The 20,513-nt window shown below is 59.0% G+C and carries 20 protein-coding genes; 13 read left to right on the top strand and 7 right to left on the bottom strand.

Features of this window, described 5'->3' with window-relative positions; genetic code table 11:
• Window positions 1-105: 105 nt before the first annotated feature.
• Both ACFWW2_RS10605 and ACFWW2_RS10600 read right to left on the bottom strand, forming a co-directional pair.
• The gene (locus tag ACFWW2_RS10605) at window positions 106-963 is read right to left on the bottom strand and encodes a 4-(cytidine 5'-diphospho)-2-C-methyl-D-erythritol kinase (RefSeq protein ID WP_393928162.1); all 858 of its coding nucleotides are present in this window, start codon (window positions 961-963) and stop codon (window positions 106-108) included.
• Window positions 950-2,656, bottom strand: a complete 1,707-nt coding sequence (locus ACFWW2_RS10600) for a tetratricopeptide repeat protein (RefSeq protein ID WP_393927997.1) — start codon at window positions 2,654-2,656, stop codon at window positions 950-952. Before ACFWW2_RS10600 ends, ACFWW2_RS10605 begins: the two co-directional genes overlap by 14 nt.
• 669 nt (window positions 2,657-3,325) lie before the next feature.
• Between ACFWW2_RS10600 and ACFWW2_RS10595 the strand changes: the two genes are divergently transcribed.
• A complete protein-coding gene (locus ACFWW2_RS10595; protein WP_393927996.1) occupies window positions 3,326-4,129 on the top strand; it encodes a hypothetical protein in 804 nt (267 codons plus the stop codon).
• Window positions 4,130-4,519: 390 nt separating this feature from the next.
• Here the strand turns inward: ACFWW2_RS10595 and ACFWW2_RS10590 are convergent, their stop codons facing one another.
• Window positions 4,520-6,169 (bottom strand): electron transfer flavoprotein-ubiquinone oxidoreductase, encoded by a 1,650-nt coding sequence (locus ACFWW2_RS10590; protein WP_393927995.1) that lies wholly within the window; start codon window positions 6,167-6,169, stop codon window positions 4,520-4,522.
• A 199-nt stretch (window positions 6,170-6,368) separates the two neighbouring features.
• Here ACFWW2_RS10590 and greA point away from each other — a divergent pair, with 199 nt between their 5' ends.
• The 9 genes from greA to ACFWW2_RS10545 all read left to right on the top strand — a co-directional run bounded on the left by greA (window position 6,369) and on the right by ACFWW2_RS10545 (window position 13,626).
• The gene (gene greA / locus ACFWW2_RS10585; protein WP_393927994.1) at window positions 6,369-6,839 is read left to right on the top strand and encodes a transcription elongation factor GreA; all 471 of its coding nucleotides are present in this window, start codon (window positions 6,369-6,371) and stop codon (window positions 6,837-6,839) included.
• Between the two features lie 14 nt (window positions 6,840-6,853).
• On the top strand, window positions 6,854-7,825 hold the full coding sequence (locus ACFWW2_RS10580) for a hypothetical protein (protein ID WP_393927993.1): 972 nt from the start codon (window positions 6,854-6,856) through the stop codon (window positions 7,823-7,825).
• Window positions 7,826-8,755: an AEC family transporter gene (locus ACFWW2_RS10575; protein ID WP_393927992.1), complete on the top strand. Its 930-nt coding sequence runs from the start codon at window positions 7,826-7,828 to the stop codon at window positions 8,753-8,755.
• Between the two features lie 39 nt (window positions 8,756-8,794).
• Complete coding sequence (gene fghA, locus ACFWW2_RS10570; RefSeq protein ID WP_393927991.1) at window positions 8,795-9,625, top strand: S-formylglutathione hydrolase; 831 nt, start codon at window positions 8,795-8,797, stop codon at window positions 9,623-9,625.
• A 22-nt stretch (window positions 9,626-9,647) separates the two neighbouring features.
• Window positions 9,648-10,097 carry a YaiI/YqxD family protein gene (locus ACFWW2_RS10565; RefSeq protein ID WP_393927990.1) on the top strand — a complete coding sequence of 150 codons (450 nt, stop codon included), beginning with the start codon at window positions 9,648-9,650 and terminating at the stop codon, window positions 10,095-10,097.
• A gap of 62 nt (window positions 10,098-10,159) precedes the next feature.
• On the top strand, window positions 10,160-11,122 hold the full coding sequence (locus ACFWW2_RS10560; protein WP_393927989.1) for a DMT family transporter: 963 nt from the start codon (window positions 10,160-10,162) through the stop codon (window positions 11,120-11,122).
• Window positions 11,123-11,147: 25 nt separating this feature from the next.
• Window positions 11,148-11,771: an HAD family hydrolase gene (locus ACFWW2_RS10555; protein ID WP_393927988.1), complete on the top strand. Its 624-nt coding sequence runs from the start codon at window positions 11,148-11,150 to the stop codon at window positions 11,769-11,771.
• Window positions 11,768-12,706, top strand: coding sequence for an ornithine cyclodeaminase family protein (locus tag ACFWW2_RS10550; RefSeq protein ID WP_393927987.1), 939 nt, complete (start codon window positions 11,768-11,770; stop codon window positions 12,704-12,706). The genes ACFWW2_RS10555 and ACFWW2_RS10550 overlap by 4 nt, the downstream gene beginning before the upstream one ends.
• Window positions 12,703-13,626, top strand: a complete 924-nt coding sequence (locus ACFWW2_RS10545; protein ID WP_393927986.1) for an alpha/beta fold hydrolase — start codon at window positions 12,703-12,705, stop codon at window positions 13,624-13,626. The genes ACFWW2_RS10550 and ACFWW2_RS10545 overlap by 4 nt, the downstream gene beginning before the upstream one ends.
• Window positions 13,627-13,785: 159 nt before the next feature.
• Here the strand turns inward: ACFWW2_RS10545 and ACFWW2_RS10540 are convergent, their stop codons facing one another.
• Together ACFWW2_RS10540 and ACFWW2_RS10535 are read right to left on the bottom strand one after the other, a co-directional pair.
• Window positions 13,786-14,916: a GGDEF domain-containing protein gene (locus tag ACFWW2_RS10540; RefSeq protein WP_393927985.1), complete on the bottom strand. Its 1,131-nt coding sequence runs from the start codon at window positions 14,914-14,916 to the stop codon at window positions 13,786-13,788.
• Window positions 14,917-15,060: 144 nt separating this feature from the next.
• Entirely contained in the window at window positions 15,061-16,299 is a 1,239-nt protein-coding gene (locus tag ACFWW2_RS10535; RefSeq protein WP_393927984.1) for an MFS transporter, read from the bottom strand.
• A gap of 242 nt (window positions 16,300-16,541) precedes the next feature.
• Between ACFWW2_RS10535 and ACFWW2_RS10530 the strand changes: the two genes are divergently transcribed.
• Window positions 16,542-17,033 (top strand): hypothetical protein, encoded by a 492-nt coding sequence (locus ACFWW2_RS10530; RefSeq protein WP_393927983.1) that lies wholly within the window; start codon window positions 16,542-16,544, stop codon window positions 17,031-17,033.
• A 106-nt stretch (window positions 17,034-17,139) separates the two neighbouring features.
• Here the strand turns inward: ACFWW2_RS10530 and ACFWW2_RS10525 are convergent, their stop codons facing one another.
• The gene (locus ACFWW2_RS10525; RefSeq protein WP_393927982.1) at window positions 17,140-17,649 is read right to left on the bottom strand and encodes a hypothetical protein; all 510 of its coding nucleotides are present in this window, start codon (window positions 17,647-17,649) and stop codon (window positions 17,140-17,142) included.
• A gap of 49 nt (window positions 17,650-17,698) precedes the next feature.
• On the opposite strand from ACFWW2_RS10525, the gene zapE reads away from it, so the two are divergent.
• Window positions 17,699-18,751 carry a cell division protein ZapE gene (gene zapE, locus ACFWW2_RS10520; RefSeq protein ID WP_393927981.1) on the top strand — a complete coding sequence of 351 codons (1,053 nt, stop codon included), beginning with the start codon at window positions 17,699-17,701 and terminating at the stop codon, window positions 18,749-18,751.
• Between the two features lie 130 nt (window positions 18,752-18,881).
• Window positions 18,882-19,757 carry a DUF2189 domain-containing protein gene (locus ACFWW2_RS10515; RefSeq protein ID WP_393927980.1) on the top strand — a complete coding sequence of 292 codons (876 nt, stop codon included), beginning with the start codon at window positions 18,882-18,884 and terminating at the stop codon, window positions 19,755-19,757.
• On the opposite strand, the gene ACFWW2_RS10510 is transcribed toward ACFWW2_RS10515, so the two are convergent.
• Entirely contained in the window at window positions 19,675-20,217 is a 543-nt protein-coding gene (locus ACFWW2_RS10510) for a DUF3592 domain-containing protein (RefSeq protein WP_393927979.1), read from the bottom strand. The two genes, ACFWW2_RS10515 and ACFWW2_RS10510, sit on opposite strands and share 83 nt — an antisense overlap.
• Window positions 20,218-20,513: the final 296 nt, after the last annotated feature.

The following is a 20,513-nucleotide window of genomic DNA, read 5'->3' as shown; positions in this document are numbered from 1 at the left end:
ACTCTGGAGCATGCGCCCCGGCAAAACAACCGTTGATTGTCCCGCGAACGGTGGCGCTGCATGTCGCCCCCGACACCGTACAGGGGCGGCTCAGCCATTTGCCGCCTAAAGCACCTCAGCCGGGGCGACCCACCAGCTCATCTCTGACACTTGGACGATGCGGGCAACTTGGCGGGCGCTGGCCATGTCCTTGACCAGACCATAGCAAGTGGCGCCGGACCCGGACATACCGGCTGCCGCAACGGCCGGCAGGGCCTTCAGCTTGGCTATCGCCTCCTTGATGGACGGGGCGATCTTGCAGGCGGGGGCCAGCAGATCATTGCGCTGGGCGGTCAGCCAGCGAGCAAAGGCATCAAAATCCAGACCCGGTGGCAGCGGGTCCATCGACCCGCCATCCTTTTGCCCTAGCGCCTTGAACACATCTGCGGTCGGCACTTCAACCGGCGGGCGGACCAGCACCAGCGCGCAGTCGGGCAAGGGGGCGACGGGGGACAGCACATCACCAATCCCCGACATCCGGGTCGGGGCCGGTGCGCGCAGGCAGACCGGCACATCTGCGCCAAGGGCAGTGACTTCGGCGGCGGTCGCGGGCAAGGGGGGCACGCCCCACAATTCGGCCAGCATCGCCAGCGTCGCGGCAGCATCAGAAGACCCGCTGCCGATGCCCGCAGCATGGGGCAGGTGTTTTTCCAGCGTCAGGGCGGCACCCTTGGTGACACCGCGCGTCTGGCGCAGCGCCTCTGCGGCGCGGATCATCAGATTATCGGGGCCGGTCGGAACGCCCGTCGAAAACGGACCACTGACCGAAAGACGCAGATCGGGGGCAATACTGGCCGCCAGTTGATCGGCCACGCCAGCAAAAACCACCAGACTGTCCAGCATGTGATAGCCATCGTCGCGCTGGCCGGTCACATGCAAGGTGAGGTTCACCTTGGCAGGGGCATCCCGCTTAATCGTTGCCACTGGCGACACGAATGGGCTGCAGCCCTTCGTCGCGCAAAACCAGATCCAGACCGCGGTCCAGCTTGTCGCGAATACGGGCGGCAGCTTCAGCTTCGGGATCAAAGGACAAGGCGCGGTTCCATTGGAAATGGGCCTCGGTATGGCGGCCCACGGCCCAATACACATCGCCCAGATGGTCGTTGATCACCGGATCAACAGGCAAAAGGGATGCGGCACGCTCCATATGGCCGACGGCCTCGTCATAGCGGCCCAACTGGAACAGGACCCAGCCCAGACTGTCGATAATGGCCCCACTATCGGGGCGGGCGGCAGCGGCGGTTTCGATCATGGCGAGGGCTTCGTCCAGCTTTTCACCACGTTCGACCAGCGAATAACCCAGATAGTTCAACACCTGCGGATGATCGGGGCGCAGTTCCAACGCGGCACGGAAATCCGCCTCTGCCAGGGTCCAGTTGTCCACCTTATGATAGGCTATGCCCCGGGTGTAATGGACAAACCATTTGACCGGGTTCGCCTCGTCATAAAACTCCAGCGCACGGGAATAGGCGGCGGCAGCCTCGGCAAAGCGCTGGGCGCGGCGCAGGGTATCACCCTTGCTGGCATGAACCTGCGGCAATTCGGGATGGCTGCGGGCCAGCGCCTCAAGCACTTCAATCGCGGCCTCTTCGCGGCCAGCGGCGTTCAGAACATCGGCGCGGCCAATTTCGGCGGCATGAAAGGCCGGATCATCACGGCCGATGGTCGCATAGGTGTCATTGGCCAGATCGAACTGGCCCAGACTTTCCAAAAGCTCGGCGGTCATCAGCACCGCATCGGTATCGGAAGGCTTCAGATAGGTCGCGGCCCGGACATAAAGCAGGGTATAGGCGTCAGGCGCGTCATCCTTGATCGCGCCGGCGACAGCCTGAAAGATATCGGCGATCCCTTCCATCGGGCTTGTGATGGCGTCAAAGGGAACAGAAGTGCCGGACGCCAGTTCAGCACGCAGGGCAGCAGTCGTGGCATCCATGCGGCCGCCAAAGACAGCATCCAGAATGGCAATCGCATCGTCATTGCGGCCCAGCTGGCTCAGCACTTGGGCATGGGCAACAGCACTGCGGATGCTGTAACGCAAGGTACCGCTGCTGATGCCATCGGCAAACACGGCCTCGGCCCCTTCGAAATCCCCGACAGAGGCAAGGGCATAGGCCTTATGGGTCAGGCCATAAACCGTCATGCCTTCGGTCTCGATCACCTGATCGAAACTGGCCAGCGCCTTGGTCATGTCGCCTTCGCCCAGATGCGCCCAGCCTTGGGACAGGCCGTCAACCAAGGGGGCAACACCGCGCCCCTGCTCGAGGGCTGCAAAAATCTCACCCCATTCACCTGTTTTGGCGGCCTGCGCGCTCAGGATCAGGTTGGCAATCTGGCTTTGCGCACCGGTATCAACAATCGCTTCGGCAACGGGAATGGCACGGTCCACCTGACCGAGCGCGATGAACGACGTCATCGCATTTTCCAGCAGAAACCCGTTCGCCGGATCCGACGCCAGCGATTTGGTGAAATAGCGCGCGCCAGCTGCAAAATCATTTGCGGCCCCGGCATGTCGACCAGCCAGATACGCCCCTGCATCGGGGTCGGCGATCACTTGGGTTGCGGGGGAAAGAAGGCACGCCAGCGCAATGGCGGAAATTGAACGTTTAAGCACAGTCACAAAGAACCCTTTTTCGGTTTATGTCAGCCTATGGTGACGGACGCTGGCATGCAATTGCGACATTGTCAGGGCGGCAAATTGTTGCGGTGGTCGCATTTTTTCGATTGGGCCAAAAACCGCACGTTGATGCCTGTAATTAAGGCGACGATGCGCGAATTTCGTTAAGATTTCAAAAAAGTCTAGCCAGCCAAACTCGGTTTTCTGTCATCACTTTGTTACAAAACCGTCATATCCAAAGGACATGAAGATCATTGAGCGCGCGCAAGACCGGCTCGTTCTCTGCCCTTGGGGGTATCTTCTTCTCATGACATCCTGTGGTTTTCGTATTTTGTCGTCACCGCCCGGTTCGACGATGGCCGCATCACCCATGAATAACGGCTAAGCGGTACAAGAATTTGCAGAAGCCCGATCATTCCCTGCCCGGAGTCCGCGGGCGCAAAGCTTGGGTTGATGCCTTGTTTTGCTGAGGAACATCCGACGGCCCGGACCGCCGCATACACTTTGATAACGCGGAGTATCCGAAAGCATCTGGTCTGAATGGTTTGTGTGACCATTATACGACAACTAGCAATGAAAGGGCGCTATCAACAAGCCGATTTTCTCCTGAATTGACAGCTAGTCTAGAACACAGCAGAAGCTGACGTATACGCAAAAACACAGAGATAATTCATGCGCTTCACCTCTTTCACCCTCGCGGCACTAGCGGCAGTTTCACTCTCAGCGTGCGACGCGCTGACAACTGACCCCAATAATATTGCCTTCGCCTTCAACCCTGACGACGATGGCACGTCGCTGAACACGACAACCTTCTTTAGGGACAGGGGCGAGAGAATAGTCATCACCCCGAACAAAAACGGGGATATCACACTGCTGTCCGACCGAAGCTTCGATAAGGGACAGATCGAATCCCTAAGTACGACCGATGATTCATCTTTGGCGTTTGTCATCCGCACTGACGACTCAAGCGCCATAGTTGCGGTCGGGCGGGACCCGACCGGACAAGCCTATGTCGGTTCAGTCGTCGGTCGTTATGCCGAAGTCGTCATGCCAGAAACCGGTAACATCAATTTTCAGGGCGACTACGCTGGCTTTCTTCGCAATAACGAAACCGATCAGGTTGTACGTTTTGTGAATGGGACGGCAGTAGTCGTCGCTCAATTCGCGGCCAACGAAACCTACGGCGCTATTCTCAATCGTGAGTTACGTTTCACCGATGACAATAGCCTTGACACCATTCTCACCCTCGAAAATATCACGCTGGAACCAACGGCGATTGATGGGAACGGCCAATTTGCGGGCAATGCCACAGGTGGCGAAATCCTGGACGGTACTACCACCGGCGCAAGCCGCTATGGTGGATATGTGTCTGGCGGCGCCGCCGCGGATGAGATTATCGGCGCCGTTATCATGGAACATGATGGTGTCGGCACCTTGGATCTCACCGAAACCGGCATCTTCATCGCAAAACGCTAGCCGGTCAGAGCAACGACGGGGCCTGTCTTCGTCGTCGCTCAACTTGCAAATTTGGACCCGGTGATGTGACGGCGCACCTTTTACGGCAAACGGCAATTGAACCAGCGTTGCCGGCCCTCATGCAAACCAGCGGCAAAGGCCGGGTTTAGGTCAAATCGTTAACACGGCATTCACACTTAAACCGCGCGCATCATTAATCCCGCCAAAAACCGCTTTGGGGTCCGACGCTTTGCCGACGCAAGGCCGACGCGATGCCGACCGGCCCAAACCCCGCAAAAGCAGGAAATTAACCATGATTCGGTAAATTTGCGGATCGACACTGTTGCGCACCCCACCGAACGTTGCGTGGATCGATGCAAAAAGGGGCCCTGCCGGGCCCCAAATCGCGGATCACATATTCGGGTAATTCGGCCCGTCGCCGCCCTGCGGGACCGTCCAGGTGATGTTCTGGCTCGGGTCCTTGATATCGCAGGTCTTGCAGTGCACGCAGTTCTGGAAGTTGATGACAAAGCGCGTGTCCTTGCCTTCTTCCTCAACGAATTCATACACCCCCGCCGGGCAGTAACGTGCTGACGGGCCTGCATATTTCGGCAGATTGACGTCGACTGGAATGGACGGATCGGTCAGCTGCAGATGTGCAGGCTGGCTTTCCTCGTGATTGGTAAAGCTGAAGGACACGTTCGTCAGCCGGTCAAAGGACAGCGTGCCATCCGGCTTGGGGTAGTCGATTTTCTTGTGCTTGCTGGCATCCTCGGTCGCATCCGCGTCATTTTTGCCATGGCCCATTGTGCCGATGATCGAAAAGCCCAGCGTGTTGGTCCACATGTCCATACCGCCGATACCCAGCGAGGCGACAAGCCCATACTTGGACCACAAGGGTTTGACATTGCGTACTTTTTTCAGGTCCTCGCCAATCTCACCCTTGCGCACGGCAGCGTCATAACCGCCCACCAGATCGCCACTGCGGCCTTCGTTGATCGCTTCAATTGCGGCCTCGGCTGCCGCAATGCCGGACAGCATTGCATTATGATTACCCTTGATGCGCGGCACGTTGACCATGCCCGCAGAACAGCCCAGCAAGGCGCCCCCCGGGAACTCCAGCTGCGGCATCGACTGGAAGCCGCCTTCGGAAATCGCACGCGCGCCATAGGCAACGCGTTTGCCGCCTTTCAGCAGTTCCGCCACCATCGGGTGATGCTTGAAGCGCTGGAATTCCATGTAAGGGAACACATGTGGATTCTTGTAGTTCAGATGGACGACAAAGCCCACGTAAACCTGATTGTTTTCAAGGTGATAGATAAACGACCCGCCGCCGGCATTACCACCCAAAGGCCAGCCCATCGTGTGGGTCACGGTGCCTTCTTTGTGCTTCTCGGGATCGATCTCCCAGATTTCCTTCATGCCCAGACCGTATTTCTGAACATCGGATTTTCCGTCCAGTTCGTACTTTGCAATCACCTGCTTTGACAGCGATCCGCGCACGCCTTCACCCAGGAACACATACTTGCCGTGCAGTTCCATGCCCGGCTCGTAGGACGGGCCGGGGGTACCATCGGCGTTCTTGCCAAACTCACCGGCAACGACGCCCTTGACCTCGCCATTGTCGCCATAGACCAGCTCTGAACAGGACATGCCGGGGAAAATCTCGACACCCATTTCCTCGGCCTGCTCTGCCATCCAGCGGCAGACATTTCCCATAGAAACAATATAGTTACCGTGATTGTTCATCAGTGGCGGCATAACGAAATTCGGGATGCGCAGCTTGCCCGCCTCGCCTAGCATATAGAAATTGTCTTCCTTGACCGGCACGTTCAGCGGTGCGCCTTTTTCCTTCCAATCCGGGATCAGCTTGTTCAGACCAATAGGGTCCAGCACCGCGCCCGACAGGATATGCGCGCCGACTTCGGACCCTTTTTCAAGAACCACGACATTCAGATCGGCATCCAGTTGTTTCAGGCGGATCGCCGCTGACAGGCCAGCAGGGCCTGCGCCCACGATGACCACGTCATATTCCATTGCTTCGCGTTCAATCTCGGCCATCGACACATCCTTTACAAAGCGGGGGTAGAACCCCTTTTATTCAGTCGCAGCAAGCGTTACCTGATGACAGATTAAGGGGCAATCAAGACACAACGTCAAAATGCCCCGGCGCGACACCAAATCGCGGGCCGGGCCTTGACTTTGATACGCCCACATAGGCTATGAACGTCCGATTGATAGATTTTGCCTTGGGGGCAATATGGAAAAGATACCACTGACCCGTGCCGGTTTTGACAAACTGGATGCAGAACTCAAGCACCTGAAATCGGTGGAGCGCCCGGCCATTATCCGTGCGATTTCCGAGGCGCGCGAACACGGCGATCTGTCTGAAAATGCGGAATATCATTCCGCCAAGGAAAAGCAGTCATTCATCGAAGGGCGTGTGAAGGAACTGGAAGGCGTGATTTCGCTGGCCGATGTCATCGACGTGTCCAAACTGTCCGGCACCATCAAATTCGGCGCGACCGTCGCATTGGTCGATGAAGACACGGATGAGGAAAAGACCTATCAGATCGTCGGCGAATACGAGGCTGACATCGAAAACGGCAAGCTGAACATGAAATCGCCGTTGTCCCGCGCCCTGATCGGCAAGGATGAAGGCGACAGCGTCGAGGTGACGACACCCGGCGGCACGCGCAGTTACGAGATCCTCAAGATCAGCTATATCTAGAAAGCGCGCGTGTCATGACGCAACCGCCCACCAGAGACCCTGCTGACGGGATCACCCGCACGGAACGGATCGCGGCGGGGCTGGCGCTGGGCTGGATGATCACTGTGGGCTTGTTTTTCTGGCTGCTGCCGCCAGCGCGGGAACCCGGCGAAAGCTTTGACAGCCTGCGTTTCGTGCTGATGCTGATCGCGATTTTTATGCCTGTGGCCATGATCTGGGTGGCCGCCGCCGCCGCCCGCTCTGCCCGGATCATGCGCGAGGAATCGTTTCGCGTACAATCCGCCATCGACGGGATGCGCCAGACCTATCTGGCCGAACGGGCCAAGGCCGCACCGGAACCGGTGATGGAAAAGAAGCTGGACGAAATCGCCGAGGCGACCAAAAAGACCGAAAGCGCCATGTCGCGTTTCGCATCGCGGCGCGAGGTGTCGCGGATGATCGTGCCACAACCCGCACCACAACCTGCGGACCAGCAAAACCTGCCGCTTGGCACCTCGGCCGAGGATATGGACCCGCCGCTGGAACGGCCCGACCTGATCCGGGCATTGAACTTCCCCGACGACGAAAACGACCGTGACGGGTTTGCCGCCCTGCGCCGGGCCTTGCGCGATCGCAACGCGCGCAAACTGGTGCAGGCCAGCCAGGATGTGCTGACGCTCTTGTCGCAGGACGGCATCTATATGGATGACATGCGCCCTGATCCGGCCAGCGCCAGCCTTTGGCGGCGCTTTGCCAAGGGTGAGCGGGGGCCGACAATGGAAACGCTGGGCGCGATCCGGGATCGGGCGGCCATCGCGCTGACCACTGGCCGGATGCGCGAAGACGCGATTTTCCGGGACACGGTTCACCATTTCCTGCGCAAATTCGATCAGATGCTGGTTACCTTCGAAGACCGCGCCACTGATACCGACATGCTCGAACTGGCCGAAACGCGGACCGCGCGCGCCTTTATGCTGCTGGGGCGGGCGACAGGCACGTTCGACTAGATGTGGGACATCTTTCTTAAGACACTGCCATTCTTCATGCTGATCGGGGTGGGTTACGGGGCCGGGCGCACCCGGTTTTTCACGCCAGAGGCGACGGCCTATCTAACCAAGTTTGTCTTTTACTTTGCCCTGTCGGCGATGCTGTTCCGGTTTTCGGCCAACCTGTCGCTGGCTGATATCCTGAACTGGCCCTTTGTCTTTGCCTACCTGACGGCGACCGGCGCCGTCTATCTGCTGGCTACCGCTGTTGCGAAGTGGCGCGGACGCCCCATCGCCGAGGCTGCGGTCGAGGCGCAATGCGCTGTCATCGGCAATGTGGGGTTTCTGGGTATCCCGATGCTGGCGCTGCTTCTTGGCGAAAGGGCCGTCGGGCCGATCATGTTGGTATTGGCGGTGGACCTGATCGTCTTTGGCAGCCTGATTGTCATCCTGATCACCGGGTCGCGTGACGGGCGGATGTCACCGAAAATTCTGGTGACCGTTACCCTCGGGCTGATCAAGAACCCGATGATCGTATCCATCGTGCTGGGGCTGATCGTATCGGCCAATGCCATCCCGATCCCGGCTCCTATCAACGAATTCCTGACCATCCTTGGCGGGGCGGCGACACCCGGCGCGCTCTTCGCCATTGGCGCTTCACTTGCCAGCAAATCGGCCGAACGGGTGATCGTTGCAGGTTGGCTTTCGGTCTGCAAACTGGTCCTGCACCCGGCTGCGGTCGCCATCGCGGCGCTTTTTGTCTTTGACATTGATCCCTATGCGGCGGGCGTGATGATTGCCGCTGCGGCTCTGCCAGTGGCAGGCAACGTCTATATCATCGCCCAGCATTACGGGGTTGCCCCCGCCCGCGTCTCCGCCGCCATCCTGTTTTCGACCATCGCCAGCGTGCTGACGGTTTCTGCGGTCATTGCCTGGGTGACAAGTTTCTGAAGCTGCGATAGGCCTGACAGCAAACGAGTAGGATTTGAGATGGAAACGATTTCTGAAAACCGGTGCTTTGGCGGCACGCAAGGCGTTTACAAACACGCCTCGACCACCTGCAAATGCGACATGACCTTTGCTGTGTTCCTCCCCGCCGAGGCGGCGCATGGCCCTGTGCCGGTCCTGTGGTTTCTGTCCGGGCTGACCTGTACGCATGAAAACGCGATGACAAAGGCGGGTGCGCAGAACTGGGCCGCCGAACAGGGCATCGCATTGGTCTTTCCCGATACCTCGCCGCGCGGTGATGGCGTGGCCGATGATGACGCTTATGACCTGGGCCAAGGGGCGGGGTTCTATGTTAACGCGACGCAGGACCCTTGGGCACAGCATTTCCAGATGTGGGACTATATCACCAGTGAATTGCCCGAGGTGCTGGGCAACAACTTCGCACTTGATACGGAAAGCCAGTCGATCATGGGGCATTCCATGGGCGGGCACGGGGCGCTGACCATGGCCATGTCACTGCCCGGACGTTTCCGGTCTGTGTCTGCTTTGGCGCCCATCTGCCATCCGACAGCCAGCGATTGGGGCCGCAAACAGTTCACCGCTTATCTGGGGACCGACGAAGAGACTTGGAAACCCCATGACGCCACCCTGCTGATGCGCGACAACGGGTTCGCCGGGCCGATGCTGATCGACACCGGCACGGATGACCAGTTTGGCGATTTGCTGGGCACCGAACATCTGGCATCCGCCATCGCTACCCGCCGCCAATACGCGCATATCCGGCTGCAGGACGGGTATGACCATTCCTATTTCTTCATCTCTACCTTCATGGAAGATCACGTCGCCTTCCACGCCGAGGCGCTTTATCAGTGATCGTCGCACCGAAGGAGCGCACATGATCTATGTCGATGCCGATGCCTGCCCGGTCAAGGCCGAGGTCGAACGGGTCGGCACCCGGCATAAACTCAAGATGTTCGTCGTCTCAAATGGGGGCATCCGGCCCTCACAAAACCCGTTTGTCGAAACCGTCGTGGTCCCCGACGGCCCGGACGTGGCCGACATGTGGATTGCCGACCGGGCGACCAACGGTGACGTAGTAATAACCGGCGATATCCCCCTCGCCGCGCGCTGTATCGAAAACGGGGCGCTGGTGCTGAAACATAATGGTGAGGCACTGACCGAGAAAAATATCGGCAACGTGCTGGCCACCCGTGACCTGATGACCGATATGCGCGCCGCCGACCCGTTCCGACAAGGTGGGGGCAAGCCGTTCAGCAAAGCGGACCGAGCGCGGTTCCTTGATGCGCTGGAACGGATGGTGCGGCAGGCAGCGCGACCCGCCTGATCCGCCGCAATCTGTGCGAAACAGCATGGACACCGGTCGCCCTTGCTGCGACCACTGGCGATATGATCCGCACGGCCAACATATCCCCGGCGAAACTCGGCGCGTTATGCGCAGCGATTTCGGTCATTTTCTTTTCCATCAACGATGTGGCGATCAAGTTTCTTAGCGGCGGCTATGCCCTGCATCAGGTCGTGCTGATCCGGTCGGTTATCGGACTGATCCTGATCATGGTGTTGATCGCCCCGCTGACCGATGGCTGGGCCATCGCCCGCACGAAGCGGCTGAAAATGCATATGCTGCGCGGGCTATGCGTGGTTTTCGCCAATATGACCTTCTTTCTGGGGCTGGCGGCGATGGAACTGGCCGATGCAGTCGCGATCTTTTTCATCAGCCCGCTCGTCATCACCGTCTTTTCGGTGATCTTTCTGGGCGAAACGGTCGGTTCCCGGCGCTGGGCTGCGATTGCCGTCGGATTTGTTGGTGCTCTGATCATGATGCGCCCCGGCACGGACGCCTTTCAACTGGCGTCGCTGCTGCCATTGGCGGCGGCGTTCTGTTATGCTGGCATCCACGTGATCACCCGCCGGATCGGTGGCACGGAAAGTGCGGCGACCATGGCGTTCTATATCCAGATCATGTTCATCATCGTCTGCCTTGCCATGGGGCTGGCCGTCGGTGACGGTCGGTTTGGGGATCAGTCTGACCCGTCGCTGGCGTTTCTCTTGCGGGCATGGGACTGGCCGCTGCCCGCCGACTACCCCGTCTTTCTGGTCATCGGCACCGGGATCGCCATCGGGGGCTACCTGATCAGTCAGGCCTACCGGGTGACCGAGGCGTCCTTTGTCGCGCCGTTTGAATATCTCGCCCTGCCCACGTCGGTGGGCTGGGGGATGCTGTTCTTTGACGAATATCCTGTGGCGCTCGACTATATCGGCATGGCGCTGATCCTCGGGGCTGGCCTGTTCACCATCTGGCGCGGGGCGCAGACAAAATCCCCCGGTTTACAGCGGCCTTTGCGCCGCTAAGCTGATGCCCGAGCAGGAGACACCCATGCAGCAAGTCAATGCCGTCGTTTTCGATATCGGCAATGTGCTGATCAAATGGCAGCCCGAAGGGTTTTATGACCGCGTGATCGGGCCTGACCGCCGCAAGGCGCTGTTTCACGCCGTTGATCTGACCGGCGTCAACGAAGGTGTGGACCGGGGCGATGATTTTCACATCGTCTTCCATGCGCTTGCCGATCAGCACCCGGACTGGCGCGCCGAAATCCTGATGTGGCACGACCGCTGGATCGAAATTGCCAGCCCGGCAATTGATCATTCGGTTCGGCTATTGCGGACACTGCGGCAGGCAGATGTCCCGGTCTTTGCCCTGTCGAATTTCGGGGTCGAGACATTTGAGATCGCGGCGCGCCACTATCCGTTCTTCACTGAATTCGACCGGCGCTACATCTCGGGTCATTTGAAGGTGATGAAGCCGGAAGTTGCGATCTATCAGATGCTTGAAGATGATTGCGGGTTTGACCCCCAAACGCTTCTTTTCACCGATGACCGGATCGAAAACATCAGCGTGGCCGCGGAACGCGGTTGGCAAACCCATCTGTTCGATGGCCCGCGAGGTTGGGCGAACCGGCTTGTCGATGCCGGTCTTTTGACGAAAGAGGCAGCACAATGACCGTGATGATCCCCTTTGCTGAGGGCGAGGCCAATCTGGACTGGATCGCTCTGACCGATGCGCTGGCCGCCGGGCATGTCGGGCCAAAGGCGGATGTAGCGGACGTGTTCCTTTATGAGGGCGACAATACTCTGCTCAACCGCTCTGCCTGGATCGCGGGCATGGGGCTTTTGGTGAAATGCGCAACAATCTTTCCCGGCAACAAGGCGCAGGGTAAACCAGCGATCGGAGGGGCGGTGAACCTGTTTTCGGGTGTTGATGGCACGCTCGAGGCGATCCTTGATTTTCATCTGGTGACCAAGTGGAAAACTGCGGGGGACAGCCTGCTGGCCGCCCGCCGTCTGGCCCGGCCTGACAGCCGCAACATCCTGATCGTGGGTGCTGGCACCGTCGGGCATTCGCTCCACGCAGCTTACAGCGCGGCGTTCCCGGAGGCGCGTTTCACCATCTGGAACCGGTCCGTCGAAGGGGCAGCGGCATTCCACGACACTCATCCGGATGTGGCTGTGGCCGACGATCTGGAAACGGCCGTGCAGGCGGCGGATATTGTGACGGCCGCCACCATGTCGACCGAACCGCTGATTAAGGGCGAATGGCTGCAGCCAGGCCAGCATATTGACCTGATCGGTGCCTACCGTCCCGACATGCGCGAGGTCGACGATGCCGCCCTGCAACAGGCGCAGGTTTTTGTCGATAGCCGCGAGACGACCATCGACCATATCGGAGAGCTGAAAATCCCCATTGCATCACGGGCGTTTGCCGCAAATGATGTGATCGCTGACTATTATCAGCCGGATCGGTTCCGTCGGAAAAATGACACAGACATCACACTGTTCAAGAACGGTGGCGGCGCGCATCTTGATTTGATGACCAGCCGGTACATACTCGACGCCTGGCGAAGACAGGGGAGCGACCCGGGAAGGAAAAACAGTTGATCTGGTATGTGGTTATCATTGCAGCGGTTGTCGTTGTCGCAGCGTTGCCCTTTGTAATCGAAAGGTTACGGCCTGCTGTGGGGGCAACCGCACGGCATGGGGCAGATGGTGATTTTGCCCAACTGTCGCAGGGGGTGACCCATTATCGCTGGGTGGGTCCCGTCCGCGGTCCCGTGGCTGTGTTGATCCACGGGCTCGCCTCGCCCTCTGTCGCGATGGAAGAAGTGGCCGAAGGCTTGGCCACGATGGGCTATCGTGTCCTGATGTATGATCTCTATGGGCGCGGTTTGTCCGATGCGGTGTCCGGCGCGCAGGATCGGGCGTTTTTCCTGCGGCAGTTGACCGATCTTCTGGTGCATCAGAACGCGGATGAGGAACTGACCTTGGTCGGCTATTCAATGGGCGGCTCCATCGCCACGGCCTTTGCCGCCGAAAACACGCATCAGGTCAAGCGGCTGATCCTGCTAGCCAGTGCCGGCGTACAGACCAAGGAAAGCGGGTTTGCCCGGTTTTGCCGCACAACTCCAATCCTGGGGGACTGGGTGCACGCGATGTTCGCCAAGCGGCGGATCATGAATGCCATTCCCAAAAATACCCGCCGCCCGTCAGTACAAAAGGTGCTGATGGCCCAGCGGCAGGAATTGCACCGTCGCGGTTATCTGCCCGCGATCCTGTCCAGCCGGCGAGGTATGCTGGCCGAAAATCACGAGGCCGAACACCGCAAGCTGGGGCGCGAGGATGTGCCGGTTGTGGCGATCTGGGCAGAGCGGGATCAGGTGATCCCCATTTCGGCTCTTGGGGTGCTGGCGCAATGGAACCGGGCAGCACGACAGGAAGTCGTGGACGAGGCCGAACACGCACTGCCTTACAGCCATGATGAACAACTGATCACCGCACTGAAAACCGCATTGCGGGACTAGGGCGGTTTACTTGTCATAGTTATCAGAAATTGGTTGACCGCTCACATCGCTTCAGCGTTGTTCGGCCCTTCATAGAACATCGTGATACAGGCTTCCCCGCAAAACCGGGGCGTCGCCCATAGGTGGGCGTGCGCTGCGTTGGCTGCCACCGCCGTCATCTTACGCGGCGACCTGTGTGCGGATCCGCGGCTTGGTCAGCGGACCCTGCTTCTTTTCAAAGGCCAGACAGTTGCGGCCGTGTTCCTTGGCGCGGTACAGCGCCTCATCCGCTGAAAAGCGCAATTCGTTGAACCCCGGTTTACCCGGCACCCAGGTGCAGCCGACACTGACGGACACGTCAATATCCACACCATCGGCCATCACAGGTTCGGTGGCCACTGATTCCTGGCAGCGGCTGGCGACCGCATGGGCCTGTTCCGCGCTCAGATGGTTCAGGACAATCACGAACTCATCACCGCTCATCCGGGCAAAGATGTCATCCGGGCGCAGGCAGGCCGACATGCGTGCCGAAATCTCCACCAACACTTTGTCGCCGCGCAAATGACCGTGGGTGTCGTTGATCGTCTTGAAGTGATCGACATCGATGCACAACATGGCCGCCCCTTGCGACGGGTCTTTCACCCGCGGCACCTTGCCATAGTTGCTCACCGCAGCGTCGCGGTTCATCAGCCCGGTCAGCGAGTCGGTGGATGCAGCAGACCGCAGCGTGTCTCGTTCGGTGATGAAGGCACGCTCTCTGCCGATCAATGTGCTGAGCAGGAATGCCCCGAGCACATCAGCGATAAACAGTGTTGGTGCGACGGCACCAAAAAACACGTGCCGAACGGATGCCGACAGGAATAATCCCGCGACCAGATGCGCCGAAATCGCAAGGCCAAGCGCGACATAGGCCACCATGTCGTTCTTGATGCGGATACGTATCCAGCGCGCCCAGATCAGCCCCATGCCTGCAGCGATCATAAGGGCGAGCAACCCCAGATACATCCCGTCGCCACCAATCATGACCCGGGTCACCCCGGCGGCGAGCAGGGCAATCGCACCGCCGATCAGGCCGAAATATGCCGCAGCCAGCCCGACAAACAGATTGCGCATGTCCACAATGACACCATCCGCAATCTCAATCGGGGTGGACATGGCGGCGATGGCGCAGATCCCAAAAATGCCGCCCATCACGATATTAACAGTTCTTTCAGATCGCGCCGACCGGCTGAAAAAGCTGTAGGCATAGACCATCAGCAACGCCAGACCCAAGGGTTCAACAAACAGCATGATCTTTTCAAGAAATGGCATCGCGTCGGATCCTCTACAACCTGTGCGTGCCAATAGAAACCATCACGGTAAATGGATTGTTTATAACGCCACCGACCGCCCTAATTGTTCCATCCGATGTTCCAAAACTTTGCCGAAAATTTTACAGAAACCGGAGCTATGCCGTCAGGCTACCTGTGGCGTCACCCGCCGCTCCCGGATCGGCAAATGCACGATTGCGCTGAACGCGCCGACACCGACACCAACCCACCACACATGGGTATAGGTGCCATAGATGTCGTAGAGCGCGCCACCCAGCCACACCCCCAGAAACGACCCCAGCTGATGCGAAAAGAAGATGATGCCGTAAAGCGTGCCCATATAGCGCAGCCCGTAAAGATGCGCGACCAGACCGGATGTCAGTGGGACGGTCGCCAGCCAGAGACTGCCCATCGCAACCGAAAACAGGATCACCGTGCCGGGGGTAATCGGCGTTAGGATAAACGCCGCCGCAACAATTGTCCGCGCGGTATAGATGCCGGCCAACAGATATTTCTTGGAATACCGTTTGCCCGCCCAGCCTGCCGCCAGAGTGCCCCCGATATTGGCCAATCCGATCAGCGAAATCGCTACGGCCCCCAAGGCACTTGTCGTTGAAATACCCATGCCAGCCAGAATGCCACCCTGGTCAATCGGCCCGCACATTTCGGTCACCAGCGCGGGGAAATGGGCGGTGATGAACGCCAGTTGATAACCGCAGGAAAAGAAACCAAGGAAAATCAGCGTATAGGATGGATCCTTGAAGGCACGGATCAGGATCGTGCCCATGCTTTCCTCAAGCTCGGCTTTGCTGGCCTGCGCCGGGCTGCGCATCATTGGCAGGACCAGCAACGTGGACATGATCAGCCCGGCAAAGGCGACAAACGTCATCTGCCAGGTCATGAAGGTCAGCAGATATTCCGCCAGGGGCGCACCAAACACCTGCCCGGCAGACCCGGCAGCGGTGGCCACGGCCAACGCCATGGACCTGTTTTCATCCGATGCAGCCCGGCCCACCACGGCCAAAATCACGCCAAATCCGGTTCCCGCAATCCCGAACCCGACCAGAACCTCGTATAGCTTATGCGCAAGCGGCGTTGTGGCCCCGGCCGACAACAACAGCCCAGCGGCATACATGACGGCCCCGATGATAATCGCCTTCCTGTCCCCGATCTTTTCCGCAATCGCTCCGAAAATCGGCTGGCCGATCCCCCAGGCCAGGTTCTGGATCGCAATCGCCAGGCTGAAATCGCTGCGCAGCCAGCCGAATTCCTCTGCAATCGGGATCTGGAACACACCAAACGACGCGCGGATGGCAAAGCCGGTCATGATAATGATGCAACCGGCGACCAGAACCGGGGTAATCAAGGGGGCGCGATGTTCCATGCGGGCAGTTCGCGCTGGAATTGCGGGATTGTCAATCAGGACCGGCATCCACAAAAACTCCACGCAGACTCCACACTGCGAGGCCGCTCGATCCTTTATGGTCGGTCCAGCCATGCAAACTGCAGTGCGCATGTGCCGACGGTGAAAACTTCAGAGTGAAGACAAGACTAGATTTTGATGCGGGGCCGGGCGGCATTCACCGGGCCAATGGGAACCCCGTGAAATCATTTTAGGAGAGTATGATGTTTCAATCGATAAAGGCATTTACCCAAGAATACTTTGGCCGCTATATGACAGGTCTTTGCTGGACCCTTTGCGCATTCTTGCTGGTCACCCCGGTGTCAGCCCAGCAAATCCGCCATGAAATGACCCCACGCGCCGAACAGACCATGCAATCGGCCAAGCAGTCATTGCAGACGGTTGTTCAGGATATGCGGCTGTCGCGATCACAGCGCACGGCGCTTGACCGGTCCGTGGCGCCGGTACAAGGGGAGTCCCTGGCGTCGCTCGAACGCAAGCGGGAGGCGGTGTTCGCGGTGCTGACGCGTGATCAGCGCAGACAGATCAGCCTGTGGGAACGTCAGACCATGCGTGATCTTGCCGCCGCAGGGATCGACGATGAGACCGAAGGCCCAGCCACATTCATCCTGTGCGTGCTGATCTGTGAGATGTCCTGCGACAGCGATTGCAACTGCAGCTACTGCGCGCTGACCCTGCCAATCCCGGATCCTTGATTTGGCAAAGACTTGCGGATGTCCAGCCGATCAGTCTGGGCAACCGCACCACCTTAAGGCGCAATCTGGGCGGGTCGGAAACCGGTGCTGCTTGGAAGGATGATGTTTAGACCATGTTGGTCCTGCCGCTGGCAAATGGCCGTCCCGTCCAACCATAGACTCGCTCGACCACGGGCGACGCACCAACCATCTCTTCGCGGGTCATCAACAACTGCCCGCCGGATTTTTCGTAAAACGCGCAGGCGCGGGCGTTTCCATCCAGCACACAGGCGGTGAAAGGGCGGCCACCCGGACCAAAAGCGGCCTCCAGCAAGGGACGCCCAAGACCGTACCCATCGCGGATCAGGTACATCGCATAAAGCTCTTCAGGGTACCCCTGGCCCCGCCACAGAACCTCGCGCTGCGGGCCGATATGGGCAAAGCCCTTGTCCTCGATCAGCCACACGCGGCCATGGTCCTTTGACAGAACACGTGCCCAAAGGAACTGACGTTTTTCAAACGTGCGCACGGCAATCTCGGCTGCGGGCAGCAGACCGGGATAGGCCTCTTGCCAGGCCTGTACATGGACGCGCGCCAGCATATTGACGTCGTCGATAGTAGCAGGTCGCGGTGTCATCAATTCATCCTGACTTTCCAACGCAGTTCCCCCACGCTATCCAAGCATGATGACAGTGCAAGAGGCATATGAAGCCGCCGTCAAAGACGGCACGTTAACCAGTGACCCCGCCCAGATCGCGGTCTTGGCGGAGCTTGAACGGGTCCGGTCCGGTCTGGCCGAACCGGTGAAAAAGGGGCTGTTCCGCAAGGCACCGCCGCCGGTTCCGGGCCTTTACATGTGGGGCGGTGTGGGGCGCGGCAAATCCATGCTGATGGATCTGCTTTACGAACACGTCACGGCCCCCAAACAGCGCCGACATTTCCACGCCTTCATGCAATGGGTGCACAGTGAAATGACCGAAGCGCGCAAGCGCGGGGTTGATGACGCTATCGCCCCTGTTGCCGCCAAACTGGCGGGCGAGGTCCGGTTTCTGGCTTTCGACGAAATGCAGATCAGCGATATCACCGACGCCATGCTCGTCGGGCGTCTGTTCGAGGCGCTGTTCGACGCAGGTGTGACAGTGGTGACCACGTCAAACCGGCCCCCGGACGACCTTTACAAGGACGGGCTGAACCGGCAGTTGTTCCTGCCTTTCATCGACCTACTGAAACACCACATGGTCGTGCACGAACTGACCAGCGACACGGATTACCGGCAGGACCGGCTGGCAGGAACGCCCACCTACTTCACGCCCATAGATGGAGAGGCCGCCACCGCCATCGCGCAAATCTGGCATGATCTTAGCGGCGGACAATGCGAACCACTGGTGCTGCATGTCAAAGGGCGGCAGGTCGAACTGCCCCAATTCCATAACGGGGTGGCGCGGGCGAAGTTCTTTGACCTTTGCGGCAAACCGCTGGGGGCGGCCGATTATCTGGCGCTGGCCGATGCGGTGCGGGTGCTGATCCTCGAAGACATCCCCGCGCTCTCGCGCAACAACTTCAACGAAGCCAAACGCTTTGTCACCCTGATCGACGCGCTTTACGAGGCCAAGGTGCAACTGATCTGCAGCGCCGCCGCCAAGCCCGAGATGCTCTATGTCGAAGGTGAAGGCACGTTCGAATTCGAACGCACCGCTAGCCGGTTGCGCGAAATGCAGTCGGATGGCTGGGGCAAATGACACCGGTCGCGACACGCCTCTTCACATCAGCTTGACCTGACACGACAAAAACCGGTTTTTTTGATACGCTATATTCATACGGCTGTTCCCACTCACGGACCTTTACATTGGTCGAAAAGGAGTAAGCGTCATGGTTGATACCATCGGAAATCCGGCATCTTGGTTTGTGCAGGCGATCAGGCGGCGGTCTCTCTATCTCAAGGAAGGGGCGGCAGAGCTTGGCGGCGAAGCCGCAGCACCCATTGAACTCAGGGACCTGCAAATCGCTGATCTGAAGATCGCCCTGCGCAAGGGCTACGAGGATTTTGTCGCCCTGCGGACCGATGTGATGTTCATCGTCCTCATCTACCCGATTGTGGGTCTTGTCCTGACCCTTTTTGCCGTCAACCGCGAGATGTTGCCGCTCTTGTTCCCCCTCATCGCAGGCTTTGCCCTGATCGGACCGGTCGCCGCCATCGGCCTTTATGAAATGAGCCGGAAACGCGAACGCGACGGCCAGGCAAGCTGGCGCGATGCATTCAGCGTGATGCAGTCGCCATCATTCGTGCCCATTCTGGTGCTCGGGTTTTATCTGGCCGCACTTTTCATCACCTGGATGATCGTCGCCTTCACCCTCTACGGCGTTACGCTCGGGCCGGAGCCGCCGCAATCGGCGCTTGGGTTCTTCAACGACGTGCTGACCACAGGTCCCGGCTGGACCATGTTGGTGGCAGGCGTGGCGATCGGGGCAGTTTTTGCACTGGTCGTGCTGGCGATCAGTCTGGTGTCGTTTCCCATGCTGATTGATCGGCAGGTAGGCATCCCAAAGGCTGTGGTAACATCGGTCAAGATCACCCGCAAAAACCCCGTTGTTGTTGCAGTCTGGGGCCTGATCGTTGTGGCGCTGCTCGGATTGGGTGTTCTGACACTGTTTGTGGGCATGATCATCGCCTTGCCAGTGCTGGGCCACGCGACATGGCACCTGTATCGGCAGGCGGTTGTGCCGGCAGACCCGGCAGCGGCCTAACGACTGCCCCGCACCCGAAGCGGTAAAAGCAGCTCTGGAACACCAAAAACATCAGGATGCCCTGCAACACCGCAAGCGCGCCCACAACCTGTAGCACGCGCCACATCCAACGGGACCGACCCATCATCTGATCGCTGCGCATTTCGCCGCTTTGAGGGTCATAACGACCGGACACAATATCACCCGGCTGATGCGGCTTGGGGCTGAACCAGGTCGATCCGGCATATTCCGGGCGCGGACGGTCGGTGGTCTGCAGACCGAAAACGGGGCGATAGGACCGTTTGCCGTCCGTGTCGCGGCGTTCGTCCACCTGAAGAACAATCAGCGTCGCAGGCTGTGAATTTTCCAGGAACCGGGAAGACGAGGCGGTCAGAAGCCAACCGACAAGCAGGAACAGCGCGCCAACGAAGATGTATTTAAAGGCTGTCCACCGCATCCGTGTACCGATACCCAGAAACAAGAAGACAGGCGTAACGCCTGCCCACTCGCCCTGCCAAGACTGCTCTGTTACGCCTTTTTGCCCGCGGCGCTTCGTTATCGGCGAATCTATCCCGGTAAGTGATTCGGCGTCAATCCCATGATTCGCGAATCGGCAAAAAGAAGGTTGGCGACCGGCCCCAACCAAATCCTCGATGAGGATTTGCAAACAGACTTTCCGCGAAAGTCTGACGTCCCTGCCAAGACTTGCTTTGCCGTCGCACTCACCTAAACTCAATATCAGGTCGCCAATCCCGGCCTCCCCCCTTCATCACGGGG

The organism is Yoonia sp. R2-816 (assembly GCF_046762905.1).
GTDB lineage: Bacteria > Pseudomonadota > Alphaproteobacteria > Rhodobacterales > Rhodobacteraceae > Yoonia.
The sequence above is the reverse complement of the archived record's forward strand: the minus strand, read 5'-3'. Positions and strand labels throughout refer to the sequence as shown.

Coding starts and splice junctions, on each gene's coding strand:
- ACFWW2_RS10535 (WP_393927984.1), bottom strand. CDS start 16,299: ATGGAACATCGCGCCCCCTTGATTACCCCGGTTCTGGTCGCCGGTTGC.
- ACFWW2_RS10575 (WP_393927992.1), top strand. CDS start 7,826: ATGTGGGACATCTTTCTTAAGACACTGCCATTCTTCATGCTGATCGGG.
- ACFWW2_RS10530 (WP_393927983.1), top strand. CDS start 16,542: ATGTTTCAATCGATAAAGGCATTTACCCAAGAATACTTTGGCCGCTAT.
- ACFWW2_RS10560 (WP_393927989.1), top strand. CDS start 10,160: ATGATCCGCACGGCCAACATATCCCCGGCGAAACTCGGCGCGTTATGC.
- greA (WP_393927994.1), top strand. CDS start 6,369: ATGGAAAAGATACCACTGACCCGTGCCGGTTTTGACAAACTGGATGCA.
- ACFWW2_RS10525 (WP_393927982.1), bottom strand. CDS start 17,649: ATGACACCGCGACCTGCTACTATCGACGACGTCAATATGCTGGCGCGC.
- ACFWW2_RS10515 (WP_393927980.1), top strand. CDS start 18,882: ATGGTTGATACCATCGGAAATCCGGCATCTTGGTTTGTGCAGGCGATC.
- ACFWW2_RS10540 (WP_393927985.1), bottom strand. CDS start 14,916: ATGCCATTTCTTGAAAAGATCATGCTGTTTGTTGAACCCTTGGGTCTG.
- fghA (WP_393927991.1), top strand. CDS start 8,795: ATGGAAACGATTTCTGAAAACCGGTGCTTTGGCGGCACGCAAGGCGTT.
- ACFWW2_RS10555 (WP_393927988.1), top strand. CDS start 11,148: ATGCAGCAAGTCAATGCCGTCGTTTTCGATATCGGCAATGTGCTGATC.
- zapE (WP_393927981.1), top strand. CDS start 17,699: ATGACAGTGCAAGAGGCATATGAAGCCGCCGTCAAAGACGGCACGTTA.
- ACFWW2_RS10565 (WP_393927990.1), top strand. CDS start 9,648: ATGATCTATGTCGATGCCGATGCCTGCCCGGTCAAGGCCGAGGTCGAA.
- ACFWW2_RS10595 (WP_393927996.1), top strand. CDS start 3,326: ATGCGCTTCACCTCTTTCACCCTCGCGGCACTAGCGGCAGTTTCACTC.
- ACFWW2_RS10580 (WP_393927993.1), top strand. CDS start 6,854: ATGACGCAACCGCCCACCAGAGACCCTGCTGACGGGATCACCCGCACG.
- ACFWW2_RS10590 (WP_393927995.1), bottom strand. CDS start 6,169: ATGGCCGAGATTGAACGCGAAGCAATGGAATATGACGTGGTCATCGTG.
- ACFWW2_RS10550 (WP_393927987.1), top strand. CDS start 11,768: ATGACCGTGATGATCCCCTTTGCTGAGGGCGAGGCCAATCTGGACTGG.